This window comes from Microbacterium sp. zg-Y818 (assembly GCF_030246905.1).
Classification (GTDB): domain Bacteria; phylum Actinomycetota; class Actinomycetes; order Actinomycetales; family Microbacteriaceae; genus Microbacterium.
This window is the reverse complement of the sequence record NZ_CP126741.1, coordinates 2,165,160-2,185,734: the sequence shown is the minus strand read 5'-3', so window position 1 is coordinate 2,185,734 and position 20,575 is coordinate 2,165,160. Positions and strand designations below refer to the sequence as shown.

17 protein-coding genes and 1 tRNA gene are annotated in these 20,575 nt (G+C 64.6%); 11 read left to right on the top strand and 7 right to left on the bottom strand.

Translation table 11 applies throughout. The annotated features are described in order from the left end of the window. Nucleotides 1–4: 4 nt before the first annotated feature. Nucleotides 5–2,173, bottom strand: coding sequence for an alpha-galactosidase (locus tag QNO21_RS10220; protein WP_257517851.1), 2,169 nt, complete (start codon nucleotides 2,171–2,173; stop codon nucleotides 5–7). A 197-nt stretch (nucleotides 2,174–2,370) separates the two neighbouring features. Next, nucleotides 2,371–3,486 (bottom strand): ROK family transcriptional regulator, encoded by a 1,116-nt coding sequence (locus QNO21_RS10215; RefSeq protein WP_257517850.1) that lies wholly within the window; start codon nucleotides 3,484–3,486, stop codon nucleotides 2,371–2,373. A gap of 289 nt (nucleotides 3,487–3,775) precedes the next feature. Between QNO21_RS10215 and QNO21_RS10210 the strand changes: the two genes are divergently transcribed. From QNO21_RS10210 to QNO21_RS10195, 4 genes are all read left to right on the top strand, one after another. Further along, nucleotides 3,776–5,071 (top strand): ABC transporter substrate-binding protein, encoded by a 1,296-nt coding sequence (locus QNO21_RS10210; RefSeq protein WP_257517849.1) that lies wholly within the window; start codon nucleotides 3,776–3,778, stop codon nucleotides 5,069–5,071. Nucleotides 5,072–5,137: 66 nt separating this feature from the next. Next, the gene (locus QNO21_RS10205; protein ID WP_257517848.1) at nucleotides 5,138–6,073 is read left to right on the top strand and encodes a carbohydrate ABC transporter permease; all 936 of its coding nucleotides are present in this window, start codon (nucleotides 5,138–5,140) and stop codon (nucleotides 6,071–6,073) included. After that, nucleotides 6,070–6,969: a carbohydrate ABC transporter permease gene (locus tag QNO21_RS10200; RefSeq protein WP_257517847.1), complete on the top strand. Its 900-nt coding sequence runs from the start codon at nucleotides 6,070–6,072 to the stop codon at nucleotides 6,967–6,969. The genes QNO21_RS10205 and QNO21_RS10200 overlap by 4 nt, the downstream gene beginning before the upstream one ends. A 68-nt stretch (nucleotides 6,970–7,037) precedes the next feature. Further along, the gene (locus QNO21_RS10195) at nucleotides 7,038–9,059 is read left to right on the top strand and encodes a beta-galactosidase (RefSeq protein WP_257517846.1); all 2,022 of its coding nucleotides are present in this window, start codon (nucleotides 7,038–7,040) and stop codon (nucleotides 9,057–9,059) included. A 179-nt stretch (nucleotides 9,060–9,238) separates the two neighbouring features. On the opposite strand, the gene QNO21_RS10190 is transcribed toward QNO21_RS10195, so the two are convergent. Beyond that, nucleotides 9,239–9,520 carry an iron-sulfur cluster biosynthesis family protein gene (locus tag QNO21_RS10190; protein WP_257517845.1) on the bottom strand — a complete coding sequence of 94 codons (282 nt, stop codon included), beginning with the start codon at nucleotides 9,518–9,520 and terminating at the stop codon, nucleotides 9,239–9,241. A 171-nt stretch (nucleotides 9,521–9,691) separates the two neighbouring features. On the opposite strand from QNO21_RS10190, the gene QNO21_RS10185 reads away from it, so the two are divergent. Then, nucleotides 9,692–9,763, top strand: a tRNA-Arg gene (locus QNO21_RS10185). Nucleotides 9,764–9,820: 57 nt separating this feature from the next. Here QNO21_RS10185 and QNO21_RS10180 read toward each other — a convergent pair. Beyond that, nucleotides 9,821–10,453 (bottom strand): SHOCT domain-containing protein, encoded by a 633-nt coding sequence (locus QNO21_RS10180; protein WP_257517844.1) that lies wholly within the window; start codon nucleotides 10,451–10,453, stop codon nucleotides 9,821–9,823. Between the two features lie 163 nt (nucleotides 10,454–10,616). Here QNO21_RS10180 and QNO21_RS10175 point away from each other — a divergent pair, with 163 nt between their 5' ends. Further along, the gene (locus QNO21_RS10175) at nucleotides 10,617–11,504 is read left to right on the top strand and encodes a YDG/SRA domain-containing protein (protein WP_257517843.1); all 888 of its coding nucleotides are present in this window, start codon (nucleotides 10,617–10,619) and stop codon (nucleotides 11,502–11,504) included. On the opposite strand, the gene QNO21_RS10170 is transcribed toward QNO21_RS10175, so the two are convergent. Next, on the bottom strand, nucleotides 11,501–11,899 hold the full coding sequence (locus QNO21_RS10170; protein ID WP_257517842.1) for a (deoxy)nucleoside triphosphate pyrophosphohydrolase: 399 nt from the start codon (nucleotides 11,897–11,899) through the stop codon (nucleotides 11,501–11,503). The two genes, QNO21_RS10175 and QNO21_RS10170, sit on opposite strands and share 4 nt — an antisense overlap. 922 nt (nucleotides 11,900–12,821) lie before the next feature. On the opposite strand from QNO21_RS10170, the gene QNO21_RS10165 reads away from it, so the two are divergent. From QNO21_RS10165 to QNO21_RS10155, 3 genes are all read left to right on the top strand, one after another. Beyond that, the gene (locus tag QNO21_RS10165; RefSeq protein WP_257517841.1) at nucleotides 12,822–13,634 is read left to right on the top strand and encodes a hypothetical protein; all 813 of its coding nucleotides are present in this window, start codon (nucleotides 12,822–12,824) and stop codon (nucleotides 13,632–13,634) included. Nucleotides 13,635–14,690: 1,056 nt separating this feature from the next. Further along, on the top strand, nucleotides 14,691–16,379 hold the full coding sequence (locus QNO21_RS10160; RefSeq protein WP_257517840.1) for an Eco57I restriction-modification methylase domain-containing protein: 1,689 nt from the start codon (nucleotides 14,691–14,693) through the stop codon (nucleotides 16,377–16,379). Then, entirely contained in the window at nucleotides 16,379–17,119 is a 741-nt protein-coding gene (locus QNO21_RS10155; RefSeq protein WP_257517839.1) for a PaeR7I family type II restriction endonuclease, read from the top strand. Before QNO21_RS10160 ends, QNO21_RS10155 begins: the two co-directional genes overlap by 1 nt. A 111-nt stretch (nucleotides 17,120–17,230) precedes the next feature. On the opposite strand, the gene QNO21_RS10150 is transcribed toward QNO21_RS10155, so the two are convergent. Next, the gene (locus QNO21_RS10150; RefSeq protein WP_257517838.1) at nucleotides 17,231–18,097 is read right to left on the bottom strand and encodes a hypothetical protein; all 867 of its coding nucleotides are present in this window, start codon (nucleotides 18,095–18,097) and stop codon (nucleotides 17,231–17,233) included. Nucleotides 18,098–18,704: 607 nt separating this feature from the next. Here QNO21_RS10150 and QNO21_RS10145 point away from each other — a divergent pair. Then, nucleotides 18,705–19,187 (top strand): hypothetical protein, encoded by a 483-nt coding sequence (locus tag QNO21_RS10145; protein ID WP_257517837.1) that lies wholly within the window; start codon nucleotides 18,705–18,707, stop codon nucleotides 19,185–19,187. Then, nucleotides 19,184–19,354 (top strand): hypothetical protein, encoded by a 171-nt coding sequence (locus QNO21_RS10140; RefSeq protein ID WP_257517836.1) that lies wholly within the window; start codon nucleotides 19,184–19,186, stop codon nucleotides 19,352–19,354. Before QNO21_RS10145 ends, QNO21_RS10140 begins: the two co-directional genes overlap by 4 nt. Before the next feature lie 286 nt (nucleotides 19,355–19,640). On the opposite strand, the gene QNO21_RS10135 is transcribed toward QNO21_RS10140, so the two are convergent. Further along, nucleotides 19,641–20,465 (bottom strand): CPBP family intramembrane glutamic endopeptidase, encoded by an 825-nt coding sequence (locus QNO21_RS10135; RefSeq protein ID WP_257517835.1) that lies wholly within the window; start codon nucleotides 20,463–20,465, stop codon nucleotides 19,641–19,643. Between the last annotated feature and the right edge of the window lie 110 nt (nucleotides 20,466–20,575).

Below are 20,575 nucleotides of genomic sequence, written 5' to 3'. Positions count from 1 at the left end.
GAGCTCAAGCGACCGGGGTGTGCGCTTCGCGTGTCACCTCGAGAACGAGAGCCTGTCCAGGGGCCAGCAGAGGCATTGCCACACCGTGCTGCGCGAGCGCGGCGCCCGGGAGCCGGACGGACCCGCGTTCCAGCCAGGGTGTGGCGGTGGGTTCTATCCGCTGTGGCAGCCGCAACTCCGGAACCGCGCGCACGGTGTACTGCGCGTCTGGGGTGAGGTCGGGAATGCGGAGTTTGCGGGGCAACGCCCGGTCAGAGCTGCTTACGCGCGCCACGCGCACCAGCGCGTGATCGGTGCTCGCGGAGGTCACAGCGGTGACACGAAGGCCCTCGTCGCCGCCGTCCAGATTCGCCAGCGTCCCGCCGTGCAACAGATTCCTCAGCCGCCCATAGGCCGTTATCGCGTCGCGCAACTCCTCCAATTCATCCGAAGAACACTGGGTGATGTCCCATTCGATTCCGAAGGAGCCGAACATCGCCACAGCGATGCGGAACCCCAGGTTCGTCGCGCGTCGTGTCGTATGGCTGACTGGTGGGCCAACATGAGCGCCGATGAGTTCCAAAGGAATCAGCAGTGACGTCCACCGCTGGATGTCGAGGCGTTCGAACGGATCGTTGGTGTCCGATGGCCACACTCGGTCGGTGTGCTCCAGCACGCCGAGGTCTACTCGGGCGCCGCCCGAAGCGCACGACTCGATCTCCAGCTGAGGGTGACGGGCGCGCACAGCGTGCAGCAGTGCGTACACCGCCCGAGTCTGTTGATGCACCGCCGCCTGTCCGCCGTGCATGGCTTCCAACAGGTCGCGATTCTGGTCCCACTTGATGTAGTCGAGTCGATACTCGCTGACGAGCTGCGAGATGGATTCAAGAAGATAGTCGAACACGTCGGGGATGGCGACGTCGAGTACGAACTGGTTGCGCCACGATCGCGGACCGGCGGCCGGGTCCTGAAGCAGCCACTCCGGATGCCGCCGAGCAAGCTCCGAGTCCATGTTGACCATCTCCGGTTCCAGCCACAGACCGAACTGCATGCCGTGTCCGCGAACCGCATCCACCAGCGGGTGCAGCCCGGATGGCCAGACCTCCGTGTCGACCGTCCAATCTCCGAGGCCCGACTGGTCGCTGCGTCTACCGCGGAACCATCCGTCGTCGAGAACGAAGCGCTCGACCCCGATGTCTGCGGCCGTCTGAGCCAGCGCGAGCAGCCGAGTCGCATCGTGCTGGAAGTAGACCGCTTCCCAGGTGTTCAGCGTGACCGGACGGGGTGTGAGGGGATGCCGCGGCCGTGCGCGAAGTGACCGGTGAAGCCTTTCGCTGATACCGTCCAAGCCCTTGTCGCTCCACAGAAAGACGGTCGTCGGCGAACGGAATCGACCGCCCGGTGCAAGACGCACCTCGCCCGCGCGGAGTAGTGCCCCGGCGCCGAGAACAGTACGGGACTCGGGCAGGGCGTCGTAGCGATAGATCGAGTCGGCACTCCACGCGAGGTGAACTGCCCAGATCTCGCCGGTGCGATCACTGAAGCCCGGTGTGCCCAGCGCGAGCATGGTCGGTGAGTCGTGACCCGTCCTCCCGCGGCGGGACTCGCGGACGCGGCTTCCCTCGCGAAGGCTGCTGCGCTGCGGGCTGCGCTCACGCGTCCACCTGCCCGAGAAGTCCAAGGTCTCGCCGGCAGCGTCGCCGACGGGCATGGTCGGTTCGAGAGTGGTCAGTTCGAGATCATCGTCTCCCTTGTTGGTGATTTCGTGAGTGATGCGAAGCACGCCTGAAGAATCGAGGTGCAGCTCGCTATGCAGCCGAAGAGTGGCGGCCTCGGCAGTCACGGTCAGCCGCGACTGGTCGCCGGATGCACGTATCGTGCCCCATTGCGTCTTCTCGATCACGCCTGATCGATGGGCCGAGAACCCGGGCCGCCCCTGCCAGCCATCGTGCTCGGTCGGAAGAAGCGTCAGCGGCCACGCCTGGTCGAGCGCGCTGGAGGAAACTTGCCGTCGAGACGCGAGAATCAGTTCCTCGCAATCCACCGGGCCGAGAGGTGCACCCCAATGCACCACCTCCGGCAGAACGCCCGACGTGATGAGAACGACCTCTACACCGCCGTTGCGAAGCACGTGGGTCCCCGCATGGGAGCCATCGAGGTTCGGGCAGCTTCCGGTGTGCTGAGTGAGCGTCATTGCAGTCGGTTCCTGGGAGGCGGACGTCGGTGCGCGGGCACGGGGGCGATGCTCCCGGGTCCGGTCGGCAAACGCGCCTGATCCGGCGACGTCACTGGGCGGGCGGTGTGAGGGCGACCCACTCGATATCGGGCGCCGCACGATGTCTGTCAGACTGCCCAGCGAGCCCTAGTTTGTCAAGTAATGAAACTAAGAAGCTAGAACCGAAGGATCGTACGCATTCCTACGACGGCAGCAGCTCGAGCCCATTCGTTGAACTCGAACGGCTGCACGTCAACGGCGACGGGTGGACTCCCGACGACGAGGGTGCTCCGGATCGCGGCGGCGATCTGCTCCTCGGCGAGATCCCACACGGCCAGCCCGTCCCCGGTGAGGATGATCTTCTGGGGATCGAGGATGTTGGTGACAGTGCCGATGATCGTTCCGAGCGCCTTGCCCGCGTCCTCGAAGGCGCGCACCGCGCCTGGATGACCTGTGCGGCACAGTGCGACGGCTCCGACGAAGTCGGTGTCCACCCCCTGGATCGACCTCACGATGGCGTCGCTGGTGAGATAGGCCGAGGCGCAGCCTCGGTGGCCGGCGGCACAGATCGGCCCGGCGCCATCGACCTGGATGTGGTCCAGGCGGCCCGCCCGGCCGTGCGCACCGGCCACGAGCTTGTTGTCGACGACGAAACCGGTGCCGATGCCCGCCCCGATCGTGATGAGCGCCATCGCGGAGCAGCCGGCACCCGGCCCGAACCAGTGCTCTGCCGCTGTCAGCGCCCTCACGTCGTTCTCGGTGGCGATCGGGATCCCGAGTCGGTCGGTGAGCAGTGCGGCGAGTGGTACCTCCGACCACCCCAGATAAGGCGCGTCGACGACGACCGCGCGGTCTTGCGTCAGATCGCCGCCCAAGCACACGCCTCCGGCGACGATGTCGTCAAAGCTCGCCGCAAACGTCGCGTGCAGGGCTTCGATGCGCGTCACGACATCCGCGAGTGCGCGAGAGGCCAGTTGCTCATCGAGGGAGGCGACCTCCCGTGCCGCCATGTCCGTGACAACCGCGTAGATGGCATCTCCGGTCAGTTTCACGCCGAAGAAGTGACGGGCATCCGGCGCGATGATGAAGAGTTCGCTGGGCCGACCAGTCCACGCGCGCTGCTCGATGGCCCCCTCACGGATCAGGCCGTGCTCGGCGAGTATGCGCGTCACGCGCGTCAGGCTCGCGCGGGAAAGCCCCAGTCGGCGGGCGATCTCAGCGCGGGGGAGTGGTCCGTGGATAAGGAGTTCGCGGAGCGCGCCTCGCTCAGCAGCGTTCAGGTTGGGCCACATCTGCGCAGCGTCACCGCCCTCTACGTGTCGTACATGTGTGGTCATCGCTGCGCTCCCCTCGCCATCCTGCCTCATCGCGTATCGGACGCGTTAGTTTTGCTCGTTGACAAACTAAATCCGCAGCGGCAATGTGTACAGCGCCGGGAGTCAACCGGTACACGCAGCTGTCGAAGGAGACACACATGCGCTCATGTGCACGGAACCAGGCTCGGGCATTGCGTCAGCGCAATGCATCGGCGGCATCGTCCGACTCTCATCTCGGCCATCCCATCTCGAAGGAAGTGCGCCCATGAACCGCAAAGTCCCGCTTGTCGTCACCACCGCAGTCGTAGTCCTCGCGCTCGCGGGATGCTCAGCGGGAGGGAGTTCCGATGCCGACTCGGAGGACGGCCCCGTCACGCTCGAGTATTGGGCGTGGGGAACGGCGCAGAAGCCCCTCGTGGATGCGTGGAACGCCAGCAACCCTGACATCCAGGTCAATCACACAGACGCCGGCGGCGGCTCTGACTCGTCGGCGAAGCTCGTGACCGCCGCGCGTGCGGACAACGCCCCGGACGTCGCATTGGTCGAGTACAACACGCTCCCGGCGATGATCGTCGCAGGTGTGGCGTCGGATATCACCGAGCACATCGGTGACCTTGAGGAGCAGTTTTCCCCCGGGGTCTGGGGTCAGGCGACGTTCGACGGTGCGAGCTACGGAGTCCCTCAAGACGCCGGTCCCCAGGCCCTCACGTACAACAAGGCCCGCTTCGACGAGCTCGGCATCGCGGTGCCGAAGACCTGGGCGGAGTTCGCGGACGCCGCCGCGGCGGTTCGCGCCGCCGATCCTGATTCCTACATCACGACATTCGCTCCGGCGGAGTTCGGTGGATTTGCCGGGCTCGCCCAACAGGCGGGCGCGGAGTGGTGGACGGTCGACGGCGACACGTGGACGGTCGGGTTCGATGATGACGCTTCTGTCGCGGTCGCCGAATACTGGCAGGACCTCATTGATCGCGATCTGGTGAGGGCCGAACCCCTGCTCACTCCTGAGTGGAACGCTCAGCTCAATGACGGCAAGATCCTTTCTTGGCCGGCAGGGCTCTGGGCAGCTGGCGTGATCAACGGCGTGGCCGGCGACATGGCCGGACAGTGGGCGATGGCGCCGCTCCCGCAGTGGACAGAGGGGGATCCTGCGGTCGCCTTCCAAGGCGGGTCGGCGGTGGTGGTCACGAGCTCGAGCAAGCACCCTGAAGCCGCGGCCAAGTTCGCCTCGTGGATGGCCTCGGAGGAGGCATCCGCCATCCAGATCCAGGAGGGTCAATACCCTGCGTCGCTTGTTGGTCAGCGTCTGACACTCGAGAGCGAGCCGCCCAGCCTCATGTCGGGTCAGACCGACTACTGGGAGATCGCTGCGCAGATCGCCGCCGAAACCATTCCCGAGATCACCTGGGGACCGAACGTCAATGTCGCATCGAGCGCCTTCCAGGACGCCATGTCGGCCGCGGCGACGAACGGAACACCTCTGCGCGACGCTCTGACCGAGACCGAGGAAGTCGTTCTGCGCGACATGGAAACCTCCGGATTCACTGTCGAAGCTCGCTGATTCGTGACGGATGCCGGTGGCTGCGGCCGCCGGCATCCGTCGCCCCACTCGAAGGAGAGGCCCGCCGTGACTGTTGCAACCGGCGTCCGCCCGAAGTCGGCCCGCCGTACGCCTCGCTGGGTCGCGCCGTACGTGTTCCTGCTGCCCGCAGGCTTGCTTTTCGTTCTGTTCCTGGCTGTGCCCATCGCCTACGCGATCTTCCTGAGTTTCCGCGGGCTGCGCGTCACCGGAGTCGGCCCGTTCGGCGTTCGTGAGGAGACCTGGGTCGGCCTCGACAACTACGCCCGCACCTTCACTGATCCGCAGTTCCTCGCGGGGTTCGGCCGCCTGGCGGTCTATGGACTCATCGCCGTGCCGCTCACACTCGGATTGGCCCTGCTGTTCGCTCTCCTGCTGGATCTGCCCGGCGTGCGAGCAGCGCGGTTCTCCCGCACGGCGATCTTCATCCCGTACGCGGTCCCCGGCGTCATTGCATCGCTTCTCTGGGGGTTTCTCTATCTGCCCTCGACGAGCCCTCTGAACTGGATTCTCAACCAGTTCGGACTGCCTGACCTGATCGTGCTGAGCGGGTCATCGCTGTTTCCGGCCGTCGCGAACATCGCGATCTGGGGCGGCATCGGCTTCAACATGATCATCATCTACACGTCGCTCCGCGGCATACCGAGTGAGATCTACGAGGCGGCGCGCATCGACGGCGCAAGCGAGTGGCAGATCGCGTGGCGAATCAAGATCCCACTGGTCTCTCCTGCGCTGGTCCTCACCGGCCTGTTCGCGCTGATCGGCACGCTGCAGGTGTACGGCGAACCGCAGACCCTGAGACCGATGACGAACGAGATCTCGCAGACATGGGTGCCGCTCATGAAGATCTACCGCGACGCGTTCACACGTGACGACCTGTCGCTGGCTGCAGCATCCTCGGTCGTACTGGCCCTCGGTACCTTGCTGCTTTCGATCATCCTGCTGCGTGCAACGCAGAAAAGCGCGTTCGGAGGAAGCGAATGACCACCGCCACCACTTCCCGCCCCGCGGCACGCATCACAGTGGAGTCGAGCATCGCACCCCGCCGACGGCGGCCGAGAACGTTCTTGGCCACGTCGGTGCTGCTGCTCGGCGCGATCTACTGCCTCATCCCCGTGCTGTGGGTGCTCGTGGCTTCGACCAAGTCGAACAGCGAGCTCTTCACCACCTTCACCTTCGTGCCGGGAACTGGCCTGTGGGAGAACTTCAGCGACCTCTTCAGCTACGGCGGGGGACAGTTCGGGCTGTGGGCCTGGAACAGCGTGATCTTCGCCGGAGTCGGTGCGGTCCTCTCAACGATCATCTCGACCATGGCCGGCTTCGCCCTCGCCAAGTACGACTTCCCGGGCCGTCAGGCATGGTTCTACGCCATCCTGGCCGGGGTACTGCTGCCAGGAATCACGCTGGCGATCCCGCAGTACCTCCTCATGTCGGAGATCGGCTTGGCCGGGACGTATTGGTCGGTGCTGTTGCCGGTCCTCATCTCGCCTTTCGGGATCTTCCTCGCGCGGGTGTATGCGGCATCCGCCATACCGTCCGACACGATGGAGGCTGCGCGCATCGACGGCGCCGGCGACTTCCGGATCTTTCGTTCGATCGTTCTGCCGATGATGGTGCCCGGTATGGTCACCATCTTCCTGCTGCAGTTCGTCGGCATCTGGAACAACTTCCTGCTGCCTTTCATCATGCTCTCCGACGAACGCATGTACCCACTGACGGTCGGCCTCTACACGCTGCTGTCCAAGGGCTCGGGCACGCCCTCGCTGTACAGCCTGGCCATCATCGGCGCCGCAGTCTCGATCATCCCGCTCATCATCATGATGCTGGTGCTGCAGCGCTACTGGCGGCTCGACCTGGTCAGCGGCGGGCTCAAAGGATGACCGTCGAATGCCGCCGATCGCTCGGTACCACTAGCTTGCAGACCGACTCATGAGGAGACAGACACCACATGTCGAAGACCCCCTACGCACCCGGCTTGTTCCTCTTCGGCGGAGACTACAACCCGGAGCAATGGTCGAGAGATGTGTGGGCCGAAGACATCGCGCTCATGACGCAGAGCAAGGTGAACACCGTCACCATCGGCGTGTTCGCGTGGGCAACGCTCGAGCCGAGCGAGGGGGTCTACGACGCCCTGTGGCTCGATGAGATCATCGGGCTTCTTCACGACGCGGGCATCGGGTTCTTCCTCGCGACGCCAACCGCTTCACCGCCGCCCTGGTTCAGCGCGAAACACCCCGATGGGCTCCCGGTTCGGGCCGACGGTACGCGCCTGACCCACGGCTCGCGCGACACCTATGCCGTCAGCGCCCCGTCGTATCGCGAGGCGTGCCGCCGCGTCGCGCGCTTCCTTGCCGACCGGTACGGCGCCCACCCGGGTTTACGCGGCTGGCATGTGCACAACGAGTACGGGACGATCGACTACGGGCCACACGCGGCCGTTGCGTTCCGTCGGTGGCTGCAGGCCCGGTATGGCCGCATCGAGGCGCTGAACGAAGCCTGGTACACGGCGTTCTGGTCGCAGCGTTACGGATCGTGGGACGAGATCGAGCCTCCGCGCGTGACCCAGTACCTGCACAACCCGGCGCAGGTCGTGGATTTCAAACGCTTCTGCTCGGACGAGATGCTCGCCGCGTTCGAGGAGCAGAAGCAGGAGATTCGCGCGGCCGGCTCAACCGTGCCCGTGACGACCAACTTCATGCTTCCGACCTGGAATCACCTCGAGCAGTGGTCGTGGAGCGATGCGCAGGATGCCGTATCGATCGACCATTATCTGGACGACCCCGGCCCCGAGGGGGATGCGCACGTCGCCTACGGATCCGACCTCACCCGTTCGTGGGCGGGAGGCCCGTGGTTGCTGATGGAGCAGAACGCGGTGGGGATCCGGCTCGGAGACCGCACGGTGGTCAAGGAGCCGACGAAGATGATCAGGAACTCGTTGGGCTACATCGCCCGAGGGGCACAGAGCTCCCTGTTCTTCCAATGGCGAGCCTCCGCAGGGGGCTCTGAGCAGTGGCACGGTGCGCTGGTGCCGCATGCCGGCGCCGACACCGACGCCTTCCGCGCTGTCGTCGAGCTGGGCGGCATCCTCGAGCGGATCACCGAGGTGGGGGCGCTGCCGACAGAGGGGCCGATCGTCGACGCGCGCGTGGGCATCGTCTGGCACGCCGAGGGCTGGTGGTCTTTGGAGACGCCGCACCTGCCCAACGATGCACTGGACTACTCCGACGAAGTGCGATCCACCCACCGCTCGTTGTGGAGAGCCGGGCACACGGTTGATTTCGTCCGACCTGGGGCTGCGGTGTCCGACTATCCAGTGCTCGTCGTACCCGCGATGCCGGCGATGAGCTCCACAGACGCGGCGTGGCTGCGGTCGTACGTCGAAGCAGGCGGGCACCTCGTCGTGTCGTTCTTCACCGGGGTGCTGGACGAGCATCAGCGGGTCATTCCCGGCGGCTTCCCCGGGCGTCTGCGAGAGCTGATCGGCGTGCGGGTTGAGGAGTTCCGGCCCTTGGACCCGGGCGGCCGTGTGGTCCTGGGCAACGGCGCGAAGGGGGAACTGTGGTCTGAGAAAGTCCACCTCGAGAGCGCCTCGGTGCTGACGACGTATGCGGAGGGTGACTTGGCGGGATGGCCCGCCATCACACGGAGGCAGGTTGGCGAGGGCACCGTGACATATGTTTCGACGCGCCTCAGGCAGGAGGACCGGGACGCATTCCTCGCCGAACTGGTGCACGATGCCGGCATCGCCCCGACTGTGCCCGGTGCGTCGGCCCTGGGCGTCGAGGCGGTGAGGCGCCGTGGTCGTACGAACGATTACCTGTTCCTGCTGCACCACGGGACAGCCCCTGTACGCATCGAAGGCGAAGGCACGGACCTCATCTCTGCGTCGGAGACGCCGCTCACGTTGCAGCCCGGCGCCGTAGCGGTCGTACGCGAATCCGGTACCGCATGGACGCTCAGCCCTGCATGATTCGCTCGGGGTGCCGCGAACGAATCTGATCGCGGACGCCTTCGACGATCTGCGGGTGGGGGTGATGCACCCCTCGCGGGACTTCCGGTGACCCGGCGCTGGTGATGGCTATGCCTGCCGCCCGGCACGACGAAGGCCCCGGGTTGCAACCCGGGGCCGGCCGTGTCTCGTGGTGCGCGTCAGGCGCGCACGCCGAGGGCGAAGCTCAGTGAGCCGTCGTCGCCGATCTGGGCGTCCAGAACTCGGTCGTCCAGCGGCAGCGCGGCTGCCTGCTCGACGAAGACGCGGGCGCCGTCGGTCTCGATGACGGCATCCTCAGGCTCAGGCGACGACACGAGGGCGAGCTCAAAGCCGGCCTCGGCCTGGTCCGCACCGCGGATGCGCAGACCGCCCTCTTCCGTCGGGATCTGCGACGTGAGCGTCTTGACGGCACTGGTGGCGTTCTCGGTGAGTGTGAGCATGATGCTCCCTTCCGTGGATTGCGGCGAAGACGGCCACGATTCCGAGAACGGGCCGCGGATGCAACCCGCGACGCACCTTCGCGCCGGACTCTCACCGGATACGGAGGTTCGGCGCTGGCGGGCGCTGCTGGCCCGGGGCGTCGGCTGGTCGCGGCTAGAATCGATCAGCCAGCCTCTGTAGCTCAATGGAAGAGCAGTTGCGTCCTAAGCAAACGGTTGGGGGTTCGAGTCCCTCCAGGGGCACTCTGTGCGCGATGAGTCGCGCCGCAGGAGACATCACTCGCTGGCAGCGCAAGGAACTCAGAAGCGCGCGAGAATCTCCGCTTTCTTCGCAGCGAACTCTTCGTCGGTAAGGATGCCAGCGTCGCGCAACGATGCGAGCTTCGTTAGCTGCTCCGTAATGTCGGGCTGCGCAGTGGGTGCGACTGCGGCCGTGTCTTGAGCCGTGCTGCGGGCCGGAAATCGCTCCTTCACGATCCCAGAGACCAGACCAAAGGCCTGTTCCGTGATAGTCGGCTTCTCGGGCGTCGCCGCTGGAACGTCGACCGTGGACGGCTCCGGGTCCGGCACATGGCGGTCCTTGAGCATCACCTCGAAGTGCTTGTAGAGCGGGTCGGGCATCTTGATTAAGGACTGTTTGCCATCCGCCCAGTCGACGCGCACGACATGGGACGGGCCCATTGCGTCGAACGACGCGCCCACGGCGGCGCTTGCGGCCTTCCCGAATCGTCCCGGTATAGCCGCAGCGGCGACGGCTTGTCCGACAGCGCTGAACGGATTACCCCTCGAATCGGTCGGCACCTCTGCCCATGCGGCAACGTTGGCCGAAATGAGCTTCCTGAACTTGAGGGGCGCTTGCACGACGAGCGTGCTGCCCATCGGCGAGACAAACGAGTTCAGGTAGTGCCCGCCAACGACTTTTCCTGTTGCCATGAGGGAACTCTAATCCCGACCCCCGACGCCGCTTCACCGACATGAGTCGGTGGCGTCAAAGATTCGTAGGAAAGACAGGCGTCGGGCAGGCGGAGACACCCGATCGAGAAGAAAGCAGGTGGGGCTCCAGGGGTAGTTTCGGGCGCGCTATGGTGACCATGACATGGCTAGGTTTTTCGGAACGCCCGACGGAGTGCGAGTCGGCCAGTTCTTTATGGACCGCAGGGAGCTGCAACTCGCCGGCGTCCATCGACCCGGTCAGGCCGGGATCAGCGGGACGAAAGCCGAGGGTGCCGACTCGATTGTGGTTTCTGGCGGCTACGTTGATGACGAGGACCACGGCTCCTATCTCATTTACACAGGGCACGGGGGCAATCAGCGACACCCGAACAGGCAGATTGCTGACCAAGACCCAGACGCGCCCGGCAACGCAGGCCTAATCACGAGCATGGTGCAAGGACTTCCTGTGCGCGTCGTTCGCGGCAAACACGCCCGGTCCCCGTTTGCGCCTCCTGTCGGCTACGTCTACTCAGGGCTCTATTCCGTCACCAGCTGGTGGATGAAGAAGGGCCGAGACGGCTTCCAGATCGTTCGATTCAGGCTCGACGCGATCGACAATCAGACGGTGATTGAGCCCGCACCCAGGGTGGAGCATGACCCCGCGTTCGCGTCTGCCATAGTCGCCCGGAGAATTCGAGACACTGCTGTGGCTCGCGAAGTGAAGGAGCTCTACGACTTTACCTGCCAGGTCTGCACCATTGGTTTGCGAGGTTTCGAAGCTCGACGCTATGCGGAGGGCGCGCATGTCCGTCCGCTCGGGCGGCCGCACCTCGGTGCCGACAACACCGAGAATCTGCTCTGCCTATGCCCCAACCACCACACGCAGCTGGATATCGGCGGCCTGTGGATCAGCGACGACATGGTTGCGATCGATGCCTCTTCGAGCGCCACGATCGCCACCCTGGTCTGGAGAAAGCATCACCGCGTCACGCGCGACAACGTCGCCTACCATCGCTCTCTCTGGCCGCGCGTCCGCGGGACGGTCATCTAGCGCCTCGGCGGATCTTCCTCGATCTTTTCGACTGTGGGGACGTCAGCGGGAGCCCATTCGAGCGTGTGCAGCTGGGTGGGATCTATCCATCGCAGCTCCGCGTGCTCTGTCGCGGTGGGAGCGCCGGCTATCAGTCCGCAGTAGAAAGTTTGAAGCCTGACAACTCCGAACGCGTAGCGGTGTGTAGTGCAAGCAACCTTTGCGCCGACGGCAACGCGACACACGAGTTCTTCGACGATCTCGCGTTCGAGCGCCTGTTGCGGCGTCTCGCCCAGCTCGATCTTTCCACCTGGGAACTCCCATAGTCCACCTAGCGGCCCGCCTGTGCCGCGGCGTGCACACAGCACGAGACCGTCCTTGACGATCACAGCCCCGACCACGTCGTACTGCTTCACTCCGCTCCCTTGTCCAGCCTCAGATCAATGCGAGGCGGGTGCAGCGTGGCGCCCAGAGCCCACGCGACCCGCGGGGTAGCGTGCCGTCTTTCCGCTGGAAGCGAGATATCAACGCAGAGCAGATGTACCCGCGCCCCCCGATTATTACTTCATAGTAGGGAGGTGGTTCCGGAAGATCAGGGACACGCTGGTGCACTGGAACCGCGTCGCGTACCCCACCGCTTCATAGATGTCGTTCGGGTCGTTGCCGCGGTGCGGTCGTTTCTCAGATCGACGACGGCCAGAATCTCGATGCCGTCGCGCACGACGACATCGGGGCGGATCTTGGTCCGTCTCTTGTGATCGAGATGGTTTCCGTCTTGCAGGTCGAGCGACGAGCCCACGGGCGCAAGCGCTTAGATACGGGCGGTTCCGCCCACACTGTGCCGCGGCCGAGGCGACAGAGCGCTCTCCCCGGCAACGGTCTACAGCGCCATGACCCAGTGCTTCGACGGCATGGACAAGATGGCGCGCTAGTTGCGCGGGCGCGGGCCCGAGCCCGGGATGGGTGGTGCACGTGGATCGTGGATCGCAATAACCCTCTCTCGACTGTTCGGGCAGCGGCTCCGCCGAGCCGGGCTGCTCGGCACATGGGCAGAGGCGCCTCCAACGTTGGTACTCTCATCGAGTCGTGCTCGGCGACCTCGTAACGCGAGCTCCTGGACCGGACCGCCTGGGATTCCCGGCCGCACCTGTCGTCACCGATAGTCGAGTGGATCGAACGGCTTTAGAGCGCGGCCGGCACAACTCGCTTGGCAACCTCAGCCTGGCCGACTATGAAGCCCTTCACATCGCCGAACGGGCTTAAGTAACTCGTGCATATGGACGATTGGCCTTTTCCGTGCACACACGGCCCTCTGTATGGTGAGGAGCGTGACTTGGGATGATGAGGTCGATCTCGCAACTCGCGTTCGATTTGCAAGCGCGTATCGAGAGGGAATTGGTTCGAGTGGCGCCGGCCGCTCCATCGTCGCATCGCCCGCCGGACGTCTATTTCTCGCACCCTGATGTGTCTGAGGACGCGCTGCTGAAGATGCTAGTAGCGATGCAGCCTTCGGTACTCTTCGTGAGCGCCGAACCGTTCGACCCAGAAGACCTTGATTCAGAGGACATCAATCTCCGTTCATCCGCGCGGGCACACGCTGACGAGATCTACCGCGTGACGGTCATATGGGCGGTGGACGGGCTGCTCTTGATGTGGTTGGTCACGGCCCCGTGGTACGAGGAGCTCCAATCTGAGACCGAAATCGCCGAGTACCAAGCTCAGGGTCTCGACCAGGTCGAACGGGAACTGCGTTTTGAACGGGCACGTACTGCCCACAGCGAGCTGATGGCGCTTGTCCTCGCATCGCCGGAGTTTAGGGCGGCCAGTACGAGCCGCCGCACCGCAGAAATGAAGCTCGTGATGGTGGCAAACAAAGAGCTCGTAGAGGACCTGCTGTTCCCGCGAGACTTCGAAAAAAGGGTCCGCACCGAAGCGGCGACCGAGGTCGCCCGCTGGGAGCACGATCTTGCAGCCGACGATGGCGCCGTGCTGCGAGTCGCGGGAGCAATCCGCGGACTGCGGACTCAACGCGACAAGCGATCGCGGACGGCCGACACTTTGCGTCTAATGGCAGACGGATGGTCATTGACGCAGGGGTTCATCGATTTGGTGTTATCTCGCGCGGAAGCCCTCAACGAACGACGGAGCTGAGAACGCGGTCAGCTGGTCAATGGGACCGAACAGAATGAGGGCTCGCCTGGTCGTGACCGGCCGTCGTGGGTGTGGCGACCGTGCCGGAGGCCCTCTTGCGGAACTCAGGTGGCACGTGACGCCGCTCAGGTGGACAAACGACGGCGCTGGCGCCGCGCACCATCTACGCTCCATCCATGGACCCGCTCGATGACCTCGCGCAACCTCGGTGCCCTATATGCGGGACCGTGCTGTATTCCGTCCTCCGCGGCTACGAATGCAGGTGGTGCGACATCGTGCTCATCGGGGCGGTTCCCTTACCCGGCCGCCCCGGCGTGCGGATCATGCAACCTGGGGAGGGTCGACCACATCCGCCCTCTGGGCGTCGGTGAAGACGTGGTCCGGAGGCCCGTATCTGGGATTCACGCGGTTCGGGGGTGGGCCTGCAACTCGCGCCAAACGCGCGCATACGTTCCGCGTATCGTGCCTTGCGTATTTCCGCCTCATATTGGTCGTGTTCCCGTTTCGGCAGTCGCTGTCTAGCTGGTCCGAGAGAAACCGACCCACTTTCGTCCAGCGCGAAGGCCGGTGCGAAGCACCAGCGGGCTAGCCATATGGTGGCGTCAGCCCCCTGTCGGCGGTGCGTGTCCTTCGCAGTTCGGCGCGGAGAGTCGACGGCACCGACTACCTTCTGAGGACCGAGCCACAGTAGGCAGCGCAAGTGAGGGGTCGACTCGAATCGGCGCACGCCCTTCGCTAGGAGGCGGTCGAGGCTGCGGAGATGAGAGGCCATCGCCGCCGCCCTCCTACATGAGCACGCGGCAACCATCCTCCGCAAGCTCGGACGCCGGAACGATCGCTGTGCTCAAGCGCGGCCTGGAAGCGTTCCCCCGCAGTCGAGCTGAGAGACCCGCGTTGAGGGCCGGCTAGGCAAGCTGTCGCTCTAGGTCAGCTGCTCCCGCCCGCAACCGATCGTGGGCCACCAGGACACCTGGTCCGCTCGAAGCGAGTCCGCTGCGCGGCCGAGCGGAGCGGCTCTCAGGCAGTGTCGGATCGCCTGGTTACCCTAGGAGTCTAATGACTCTCGCACCCGTCGATGCCGCAACCGAAGCGGTTCTGCTACCCATCGCTGAGGCCGCCTACGGCCTAGAAGAAAAAACTCGTGGCGCTATCTTCACGCGCCAATCCGTGGTCGACTTCATGCTAGACCTGATCGGTTACACACCCGACCGGCCTTTGCATCAGATGGCGATTCTGGAGCCATCGTTCGGGGGAGGCAGGTTCGTTCTGTCCGCGGTTGACCGCCTCCTCGAATCGTGGCGTACGGCCCGCGGGATTAACGCCGAGGACCTCGTCGATGCCCTGCGGTGTGTTGAACTGGACACCGATACGGTTAACCGGTTCCGTCCCGTGCTTCGGAGCCATCTCGTCTCGTCGGGCCTCTCCGAAAGCGACGCGGAGATGCTTGTCTCCGCATGGATCAAGCACGAGGACTTCCTTCTCGCTGGATTCGACCGGGATTTCGACTTCGTTGTCGGGAATCCGCCCTACGTGAGGCAGGAGCTGATCCCCGATGATCTGCTCCGGGTCTATCGCAGCACTTATCCGACGATGGTGGGGCGGGCCGACCTTTACATCGCGTTCATGGAGCGCTCACTGGACCTGCTTCGCACTGGCGGGCGTCTCAGCTTCATCTGCGCAGACGCCTGGGTCAAGAACGATTACGGCCGGGGAATCCGCGCCAAGATTGCCAACGAGTTCCACCTCGCGTATTACGTCGACATGTATGGGCTCGATGCATTCGAAGTGCAGGTTGGCGCCTACCCGTCGATCACGGTGATCGAGCGCAGCACCGCGGGGCCCGTTGAAGTGGCCCGCGCCACCTCGGTCGCGGCGAATTACCTAGACGGATTGGCTGAGAGTTTGAAATCCGGCCAGATAGACCGGCCAGACGTAATCGTGCTAAACGCGGTGCGCGGTCCTGCGCCGTGGTTGTTGTCGACCAGCGCGAGCCTCGCGATCATCTCCGACTTGGAGTCTCGATTCCCGACACTCGTGGAAACCGGGTGCCGCGTTGGAATCGGCGTGGCAACAGGGGCAGACAAGGCGTACATCGGACCGTTCGAATCGCTCGACGTTGAGGCGGATCGCAAGCTGCCGCTCGCCACGAACAAGGACGTCCCCGGAGGGCGGCTCGTGTGGTCGGGTAAGGGCGTCGTCAATCCTTGGCGGGACGAGGGCGGGTTAGTTGACCTCGCCGAGTATCCCAAGCTGGCGGCGCACCTGGAGCAGTTCCGGGAGCAGCTTGAGCGTCGACACACGGCGAAGAACGACACGAAACGAAAGTGGTACAGGACGATCGACCGCATCACTCCATCGCTGACATACGAGCCGAAGCTCCTCATCCCGGACATCAAAGGTAATGGCGACGCGATCGCCTTCGATCCGGGCACGCTGTACCCGCACCACAACTTGTACTTCATCACGTCAGAGTCGTGGAACCTGCGTGCGTTGCAGGCGCTCCTACGAACGGGGATCGCGCACATGTTCGTTGCCGCATACAGTGTCAAGATCGGCGGCGGATATCTTCGATTCCAGGCGCAGAATCTCAAGCGTATTCGTGTGCCATTATGGGAGTCAATTGCTCCCATGGATCAGTCCGAGATGATCCGGGCGGGCGAGGCAGGCGAAAAGCTCAGCACATCGTTGCTGGAGCGCATCTATCAGCTTCAAGACGGAACCCTCGCGTTCCTGGGGGAAAACTAATGGGCATCGATCTTGAAGACTTCGAGGAACGAACATCACACGCGGTGCGGGTGTTCTGGGACACGCGTGCTGCTGCGGTCGAGCGTCAGCGGCTGAACGGTGTCATTGATCAGGGGGAGCGGTCGGCCGTCACCGGGGGCAAGACCATGGACGGCTTTGTGACGCTCATCGCAGATCTCGTCGCAGCAAACGGTCTTCCCGACGCCGATCTTTTTATGACGCGGGGCGTAAACACGCTGCCGGGCTATTTTCGCCCGACGAAAGACTGGGATCTACTCGTCATGCGACAGGGGGTCCTCATCGCGGCCATTGAGCTGAAGAGCCAGGTCGGCCCGTCATTCGGCAATAACTTCAATAACCGCACCGAAGAAGCAGTCGGCTCCTCACTTGACCTCTGGACCGCTTACCGCGAAGGAGCCCTAGGTGATCAACCCACTCCGTTCGTCGGGTGGCTCATGCATGTTGAGGATGCGCCGGAATCGAATCGTGCTGTTCGTGTCACGGAACCGCACTTCGCCGTGTTCCCCGAGTTCAGGAACATGTCGTATCTGCAGCGATACGAAGCTCTGTGCCGACGCCTTGTGCTGGAGAAGCTATACACCGAGGCGGCGCTCATCGTCTCATCGCGACGGGGTGGGCTCGAAGGCGAATATGGCCAGATGAGTGACGCAACGAGCTTTAGGCGATTCGTCGTCTCATTTGCGGCCCATATCGCAGCGGAGGCTGCGCTTCTCAGATAGCCGATCGGCTCCCGTCTGTCATGCTTCGCGTGCGGGACATGCACTCGTGCGCCCAGGGCCCACCACGCTGTACCGCACTCGATGCTCCGTTCTGCAGTGCGCGTTTGCGTATCAGAAGGAGGCGGCCCGGATGACGTCGATGAGAGCGCCGGGAACAGGGGAGTCGGTGATGGCGCCCAGGGGCGGGAGTGTGCCGTCGAGGCGAAGCCCGTCCGCGAGCACTACCGTGTTCGGACGGCGCCAGGTGACCGCGTTGAAGGGCAAGAGAGGGAGGTCGGCGAGATCACCCTTGTGGGCAGAGTGAAGGAGTTCCCACGCCGCGCCGCCAGCGACTAGCGGATGTTCGATGTCCCATCCGGGATGGGAGACGAGCGTCAAGCAAATGCCTTCGAGCGTGATCATCGTCATCGGGAAGCGTGTCGTGCTGCCGTCGTCGAGTTGAACCACCTTTGGAAGAAAGACGCGCGCAGCGGGCGCCCCCTTTTCTCGATCGGCGCGGAACGCCCACAGGGAGAGCCCGGGGGGCGGGGGAGTGCCTCCGATGAGCCACGCGAAGTCTTCGGTCTCCCAATCTCCGATGATTCGGTGCTTATTGATCTCGGGATGCTGGTGCAGAGCAAGCGGATGAGTTGCGAGGAGAAGGATCTTCGCGAACCACATTCCTACGGCCGCCCACTCGTTCGCCTTCGCCGCGCCGGTCCAGGTGTTCGGTGCTAACCGCCGGACGACCTCCTTTGCTGGCTGCTCAAAACGGGTGTTGAGGTTTGCGTTGCAGTCCGCACAAGCGGGCACAAGCAAGCGTTGACGCTCGGGGAGATGCAGAGGCTCATGGTCACGGTTGAGGAGGGCCTCACCGTTGGACGACCACCCGAAGGACGGTGGCCCAGAGGCGTCGGCGTCTTTAAGGAACCATGCCGGCCAGACGTGCTCTCCCTTGCCCGCGGCGGGTCGGATCCCGCAGATTACGCAGTCGTTCATGTGGAGAAACCTAGTGTGTCAGCGTGGCCAAAGAACCGGCCCCACGATCGCACAGGCAGCCAATCGCGTGCACGTATTAGTCCCACATTCGACACCGCCCGTATGAGGATCCTCGGTCAGGCGAACGCGGAGCGGGTCCCTCGCGGGCGACGGCCACGGCGAACGGAGGCTCGCGGCCGCGCAGCTGGTCTGCGACGAGTTCGCCGGTCCTCCGCGCGGTGGCATCCTCTTCGCGTCGGCGGCCACCGCGCAGGTCTTGGTGATGGGCGGCGGGCCCTGGGTCGGCGCGGGGTTGGTCGTTCAAGCGCTGCCCATCAGGCGCTCCAACCATATGCTGACATCCCGCCCGTGCGGCGCTCGGTCTGCGCCGAGGCGAGAAAAGGAGTTACCTGGCTCGCGCGCCACCGGCTGATCGGCATGCTCGCGCTCATCGGGGCGCTCGCGAGCGTTGGGTATCTGGTGCCCCTTTCAGGTCTCAGCCTGCTGTCAGAAGTCCCTTGTGGCGCTGGCCTGTACATCGGCATCATGTAGGAGTCCGAGCCACAGGAGGCCGCAGTGCCGCAGCCCAGTCCGTCAACCGCAGAGCTCAAAATCGAACTCACCCGCGATGGCCAGCACTGACGCTCGGGCGACCGCGGCGGTCCGGTCGTTGCGGTGGTGGCCACTAGTGATCGCAGCGCTCGTAGGCATGGTTGGCGGCTTCACCGTTGGAAGGGCCATGCCCCCCTTCTACCCAGATGGGCAATGGTGGAGCACCTTTCTTACCTCCGCTGGGTTCGCGGGCAGCCTTGCTGTCGTCGCCGCAATCATCGCCGCAATGATCACGTGGTACAACTCGCACCGCGACCGCCGGGCGAATCGGGAAGCGGACGATCGCACCACGTGGTGGGGTCGCTTCACGTGGGGCTGCGAGAAGGCAGTCAGCACCAAGCACGGGGAATCGGAGATGGGCCTCTCCGTCCTCAAGGCGCTCCTAGACGCCCCATGGGCGAGGGAGGAAGATAATGTGATGGTGGTCGACGTTGCAAACGTCATCTTCAGCAACCCAGCGACACGGCCAGAGCCAAAGAAGAGGTGGGGGAGGAAATGAGCGGATACAGCGAGCAGTCCCAACAACTCGCCGAGGAACTCGTCGCGAAAGCCAAGCGTAACCTCGAACGCTCCGGCCGCACCGTTGAGCGCCAAGGACCTACTGGGCGCTACATCGTGCGTGAGAAGGCAGCCGTCGGCCGGACCGCCCAGCCGCGCAACAGCTGACTAACTCACCATCCGAATCCGGCCGTCACCAGGCATTCTGAAGGCTGCGGCGCGGTCCTCGTAACTCACCGCGCGACGGGGCGCGGTCGCGGCGGCCGCCTCTGAGGTGGAGCCGACATCGGTGACATCGGTCAGTGCGGCACCCGCCCATCAGCTGCGTGGTCCGGCCCGAACGGTTGCCGGACGCGCACTAGAGACGGGACCATCGACCGGCGCCCGCTCGATGACTCAGCCCGACAACCGGCCCATCATGCGTGGTTTCACGCTAGTCCGGTGCGCGCTGGGCCTAGACCGCCACCGCCTCCTCGCGCTCCCCAGCCTCCACCGGCACCCGAACCGTCCCCTTCCCGCGCGTCCACACCCACACGACCGCGACGGCGATGACGATCACGGCCATCGGCGCCAGCGTCTCCACCGAGGCCACGCCCGCCGACCGGTCGTACGCAGTGGCCATGTCCGCGCGCAGGGCGACGTCGAACACGAAGTTCACCGTGTTGAACATTGCATGCAGCACGATGGCGATCTCGATGCCACCGGTGCGCCAGGTGATCAGCGACAGCCCGACGGCGAAGACGAGGTACCAGGCGTTCAGCCAGACGTCGGTGGAGAGGTGGACGATGGCGAACACCACGCTCGAGACGACGATGCCGAGCACGAGCCCCGCCCGGGCGCCGCGCGCCCATCCGCCGGCGACACGGAAGATCAATCCGCGGAAGCCGTACTCCTCACCTGCGCCCTGCAGCGGCGTGAGCAGGATCGTGGCCAGCAGGAACCAGAGCACATCCGTGTGGCTCCAACTGGCCTCGGGCAGCGGCGACCAGTACAGCACGACCGAGACGATGCTCCACGCCGGAACGACGAGCAGCAGCGCCTTCCCGAAGATGTCGAACCGGAAGCGCGAGAACACCGAGTGCAGCGACGCGCCCTTCACGCCGTAGAGCCACTTCTGGATGAGCATGCTCCACGGGGTCAGCAGTGCCGCCGATGCCATTCCCGCAGCGTGGAGTAGCGGCGTGTAGACCGCACCGCCGTCCTGCTGAACCTGGTTCACCATGACCGCGACAGCGGCGAAGAGGATGTTGAGGAAGAAGATCCCACCGATCGACAGCACGATCGCGACAATCCCGCACGTACATGTACGTCTGCGACACGGCGCTCCGGGAGTCTATCGAGGGTGCGGTTAACGGCCGGTTTCATCGTGCTGGCCTTCGATGAAGAAGT

Bases quoted from the DNA above. Each gene is read 5' to 3' on its own strand.
- QNO21_RS10220 (WP_257517851.1), bottom strand. From the start codon at position 2,173: ATGACGCTCACTCAGCACACCGGAAGCTGCCCGAACCTCGATGGCTCC.
- QNO21_RS10215 (WP_257517850.1), bottom strand. From the start codon at position 3,486: ATGTGGCCCAACCTGAACGCTGCTGAGCGAGGCGCGCTCCGCGAACTC.
- QNO21_RS10210 (WP_257517849.1), top strand. From the start codon at position 3,776: ATGAACCGCAAAGTCCCGCTTGTCGTCACCACCGCAGTCGTAGTCCTC.
- QNO21_RS10200 (WP_257517847.1), top strand. From the start codon at position 6,070: ATGACCACCGCCACCACTTCCCGCCCCGCGGCACGCATCACAGTGGAG.
- QNO21_RS10195 (WP_257517846.1), top strand. From the start codon at position 7,038: ATGTCGAAGACCCCCTACGCACCCGGCTTGTTCCTCTTCGGCGGAGAC.
- QNO21_RS10190 (WP_257517845.1), bottom strand. From the start codon at position 9,520: ATGCTCACACTCACCGAGAACGCCACCAGTGCCGTCAAGACGCTCACG.
- QNO21_RS10180 (WP_257517844.1), bottom strand. From the start codon at position 10,453: ATGGCAACAGGAAAAGTCGTTGGCGGGCACTACCTGAACTCGTTTGTC.
- QNO21_RS10175 (WP_257517843.1), top strand. From the start codon at position 10,617: ATGGCTAGGTTTTTCGGAACGCCCGACGGAGTGCGAGTCGGCCAGTTC.
- QNO21_RS10165 (WP_257517841.1), top strand. From the start codon at position 12,822: ATGATGAGGTCGATCTCGCAACTCGCGTTCGATTTGCAAGCGCGTATC.
- QNO21_RS10160 (WP_257517840.1), top strand. From the start codon at position 14,691: ATGACTCTCGCACCCGTCGATGCCGCAACCGAAGCGGTTCTGCTACCC.
- QNO21_RS10155 (WP_257517839.1), top strand. From the start codon at position 16,379: ATGGGCATCGATCTTGAAGACTTCGAGGAACGAACATCACACGCGGTG.
- QNO21_RS10150 (WP_257517838.1), bottom strand. From the start codon at position 18,097: ATGAACGACTGCGTAATCTGCGGGATCCGACCCGCCGCGGGCAAGGGA.
- QNO21_RS10145 (WP_257517837.1), top strand. From the start codon at position 18,705: ATGGCCAGCACTGACGCTCGGGCGACCGCGGCGGTCCGGTCGTTGCGG.
- QNO21_RS10140 (WP_257517836.1), top strand. From the start codon at position 19,184: ATGAGCGGATACAGCGAGCAGTCCCAACAACTCGCCGAGGAACTCGTC.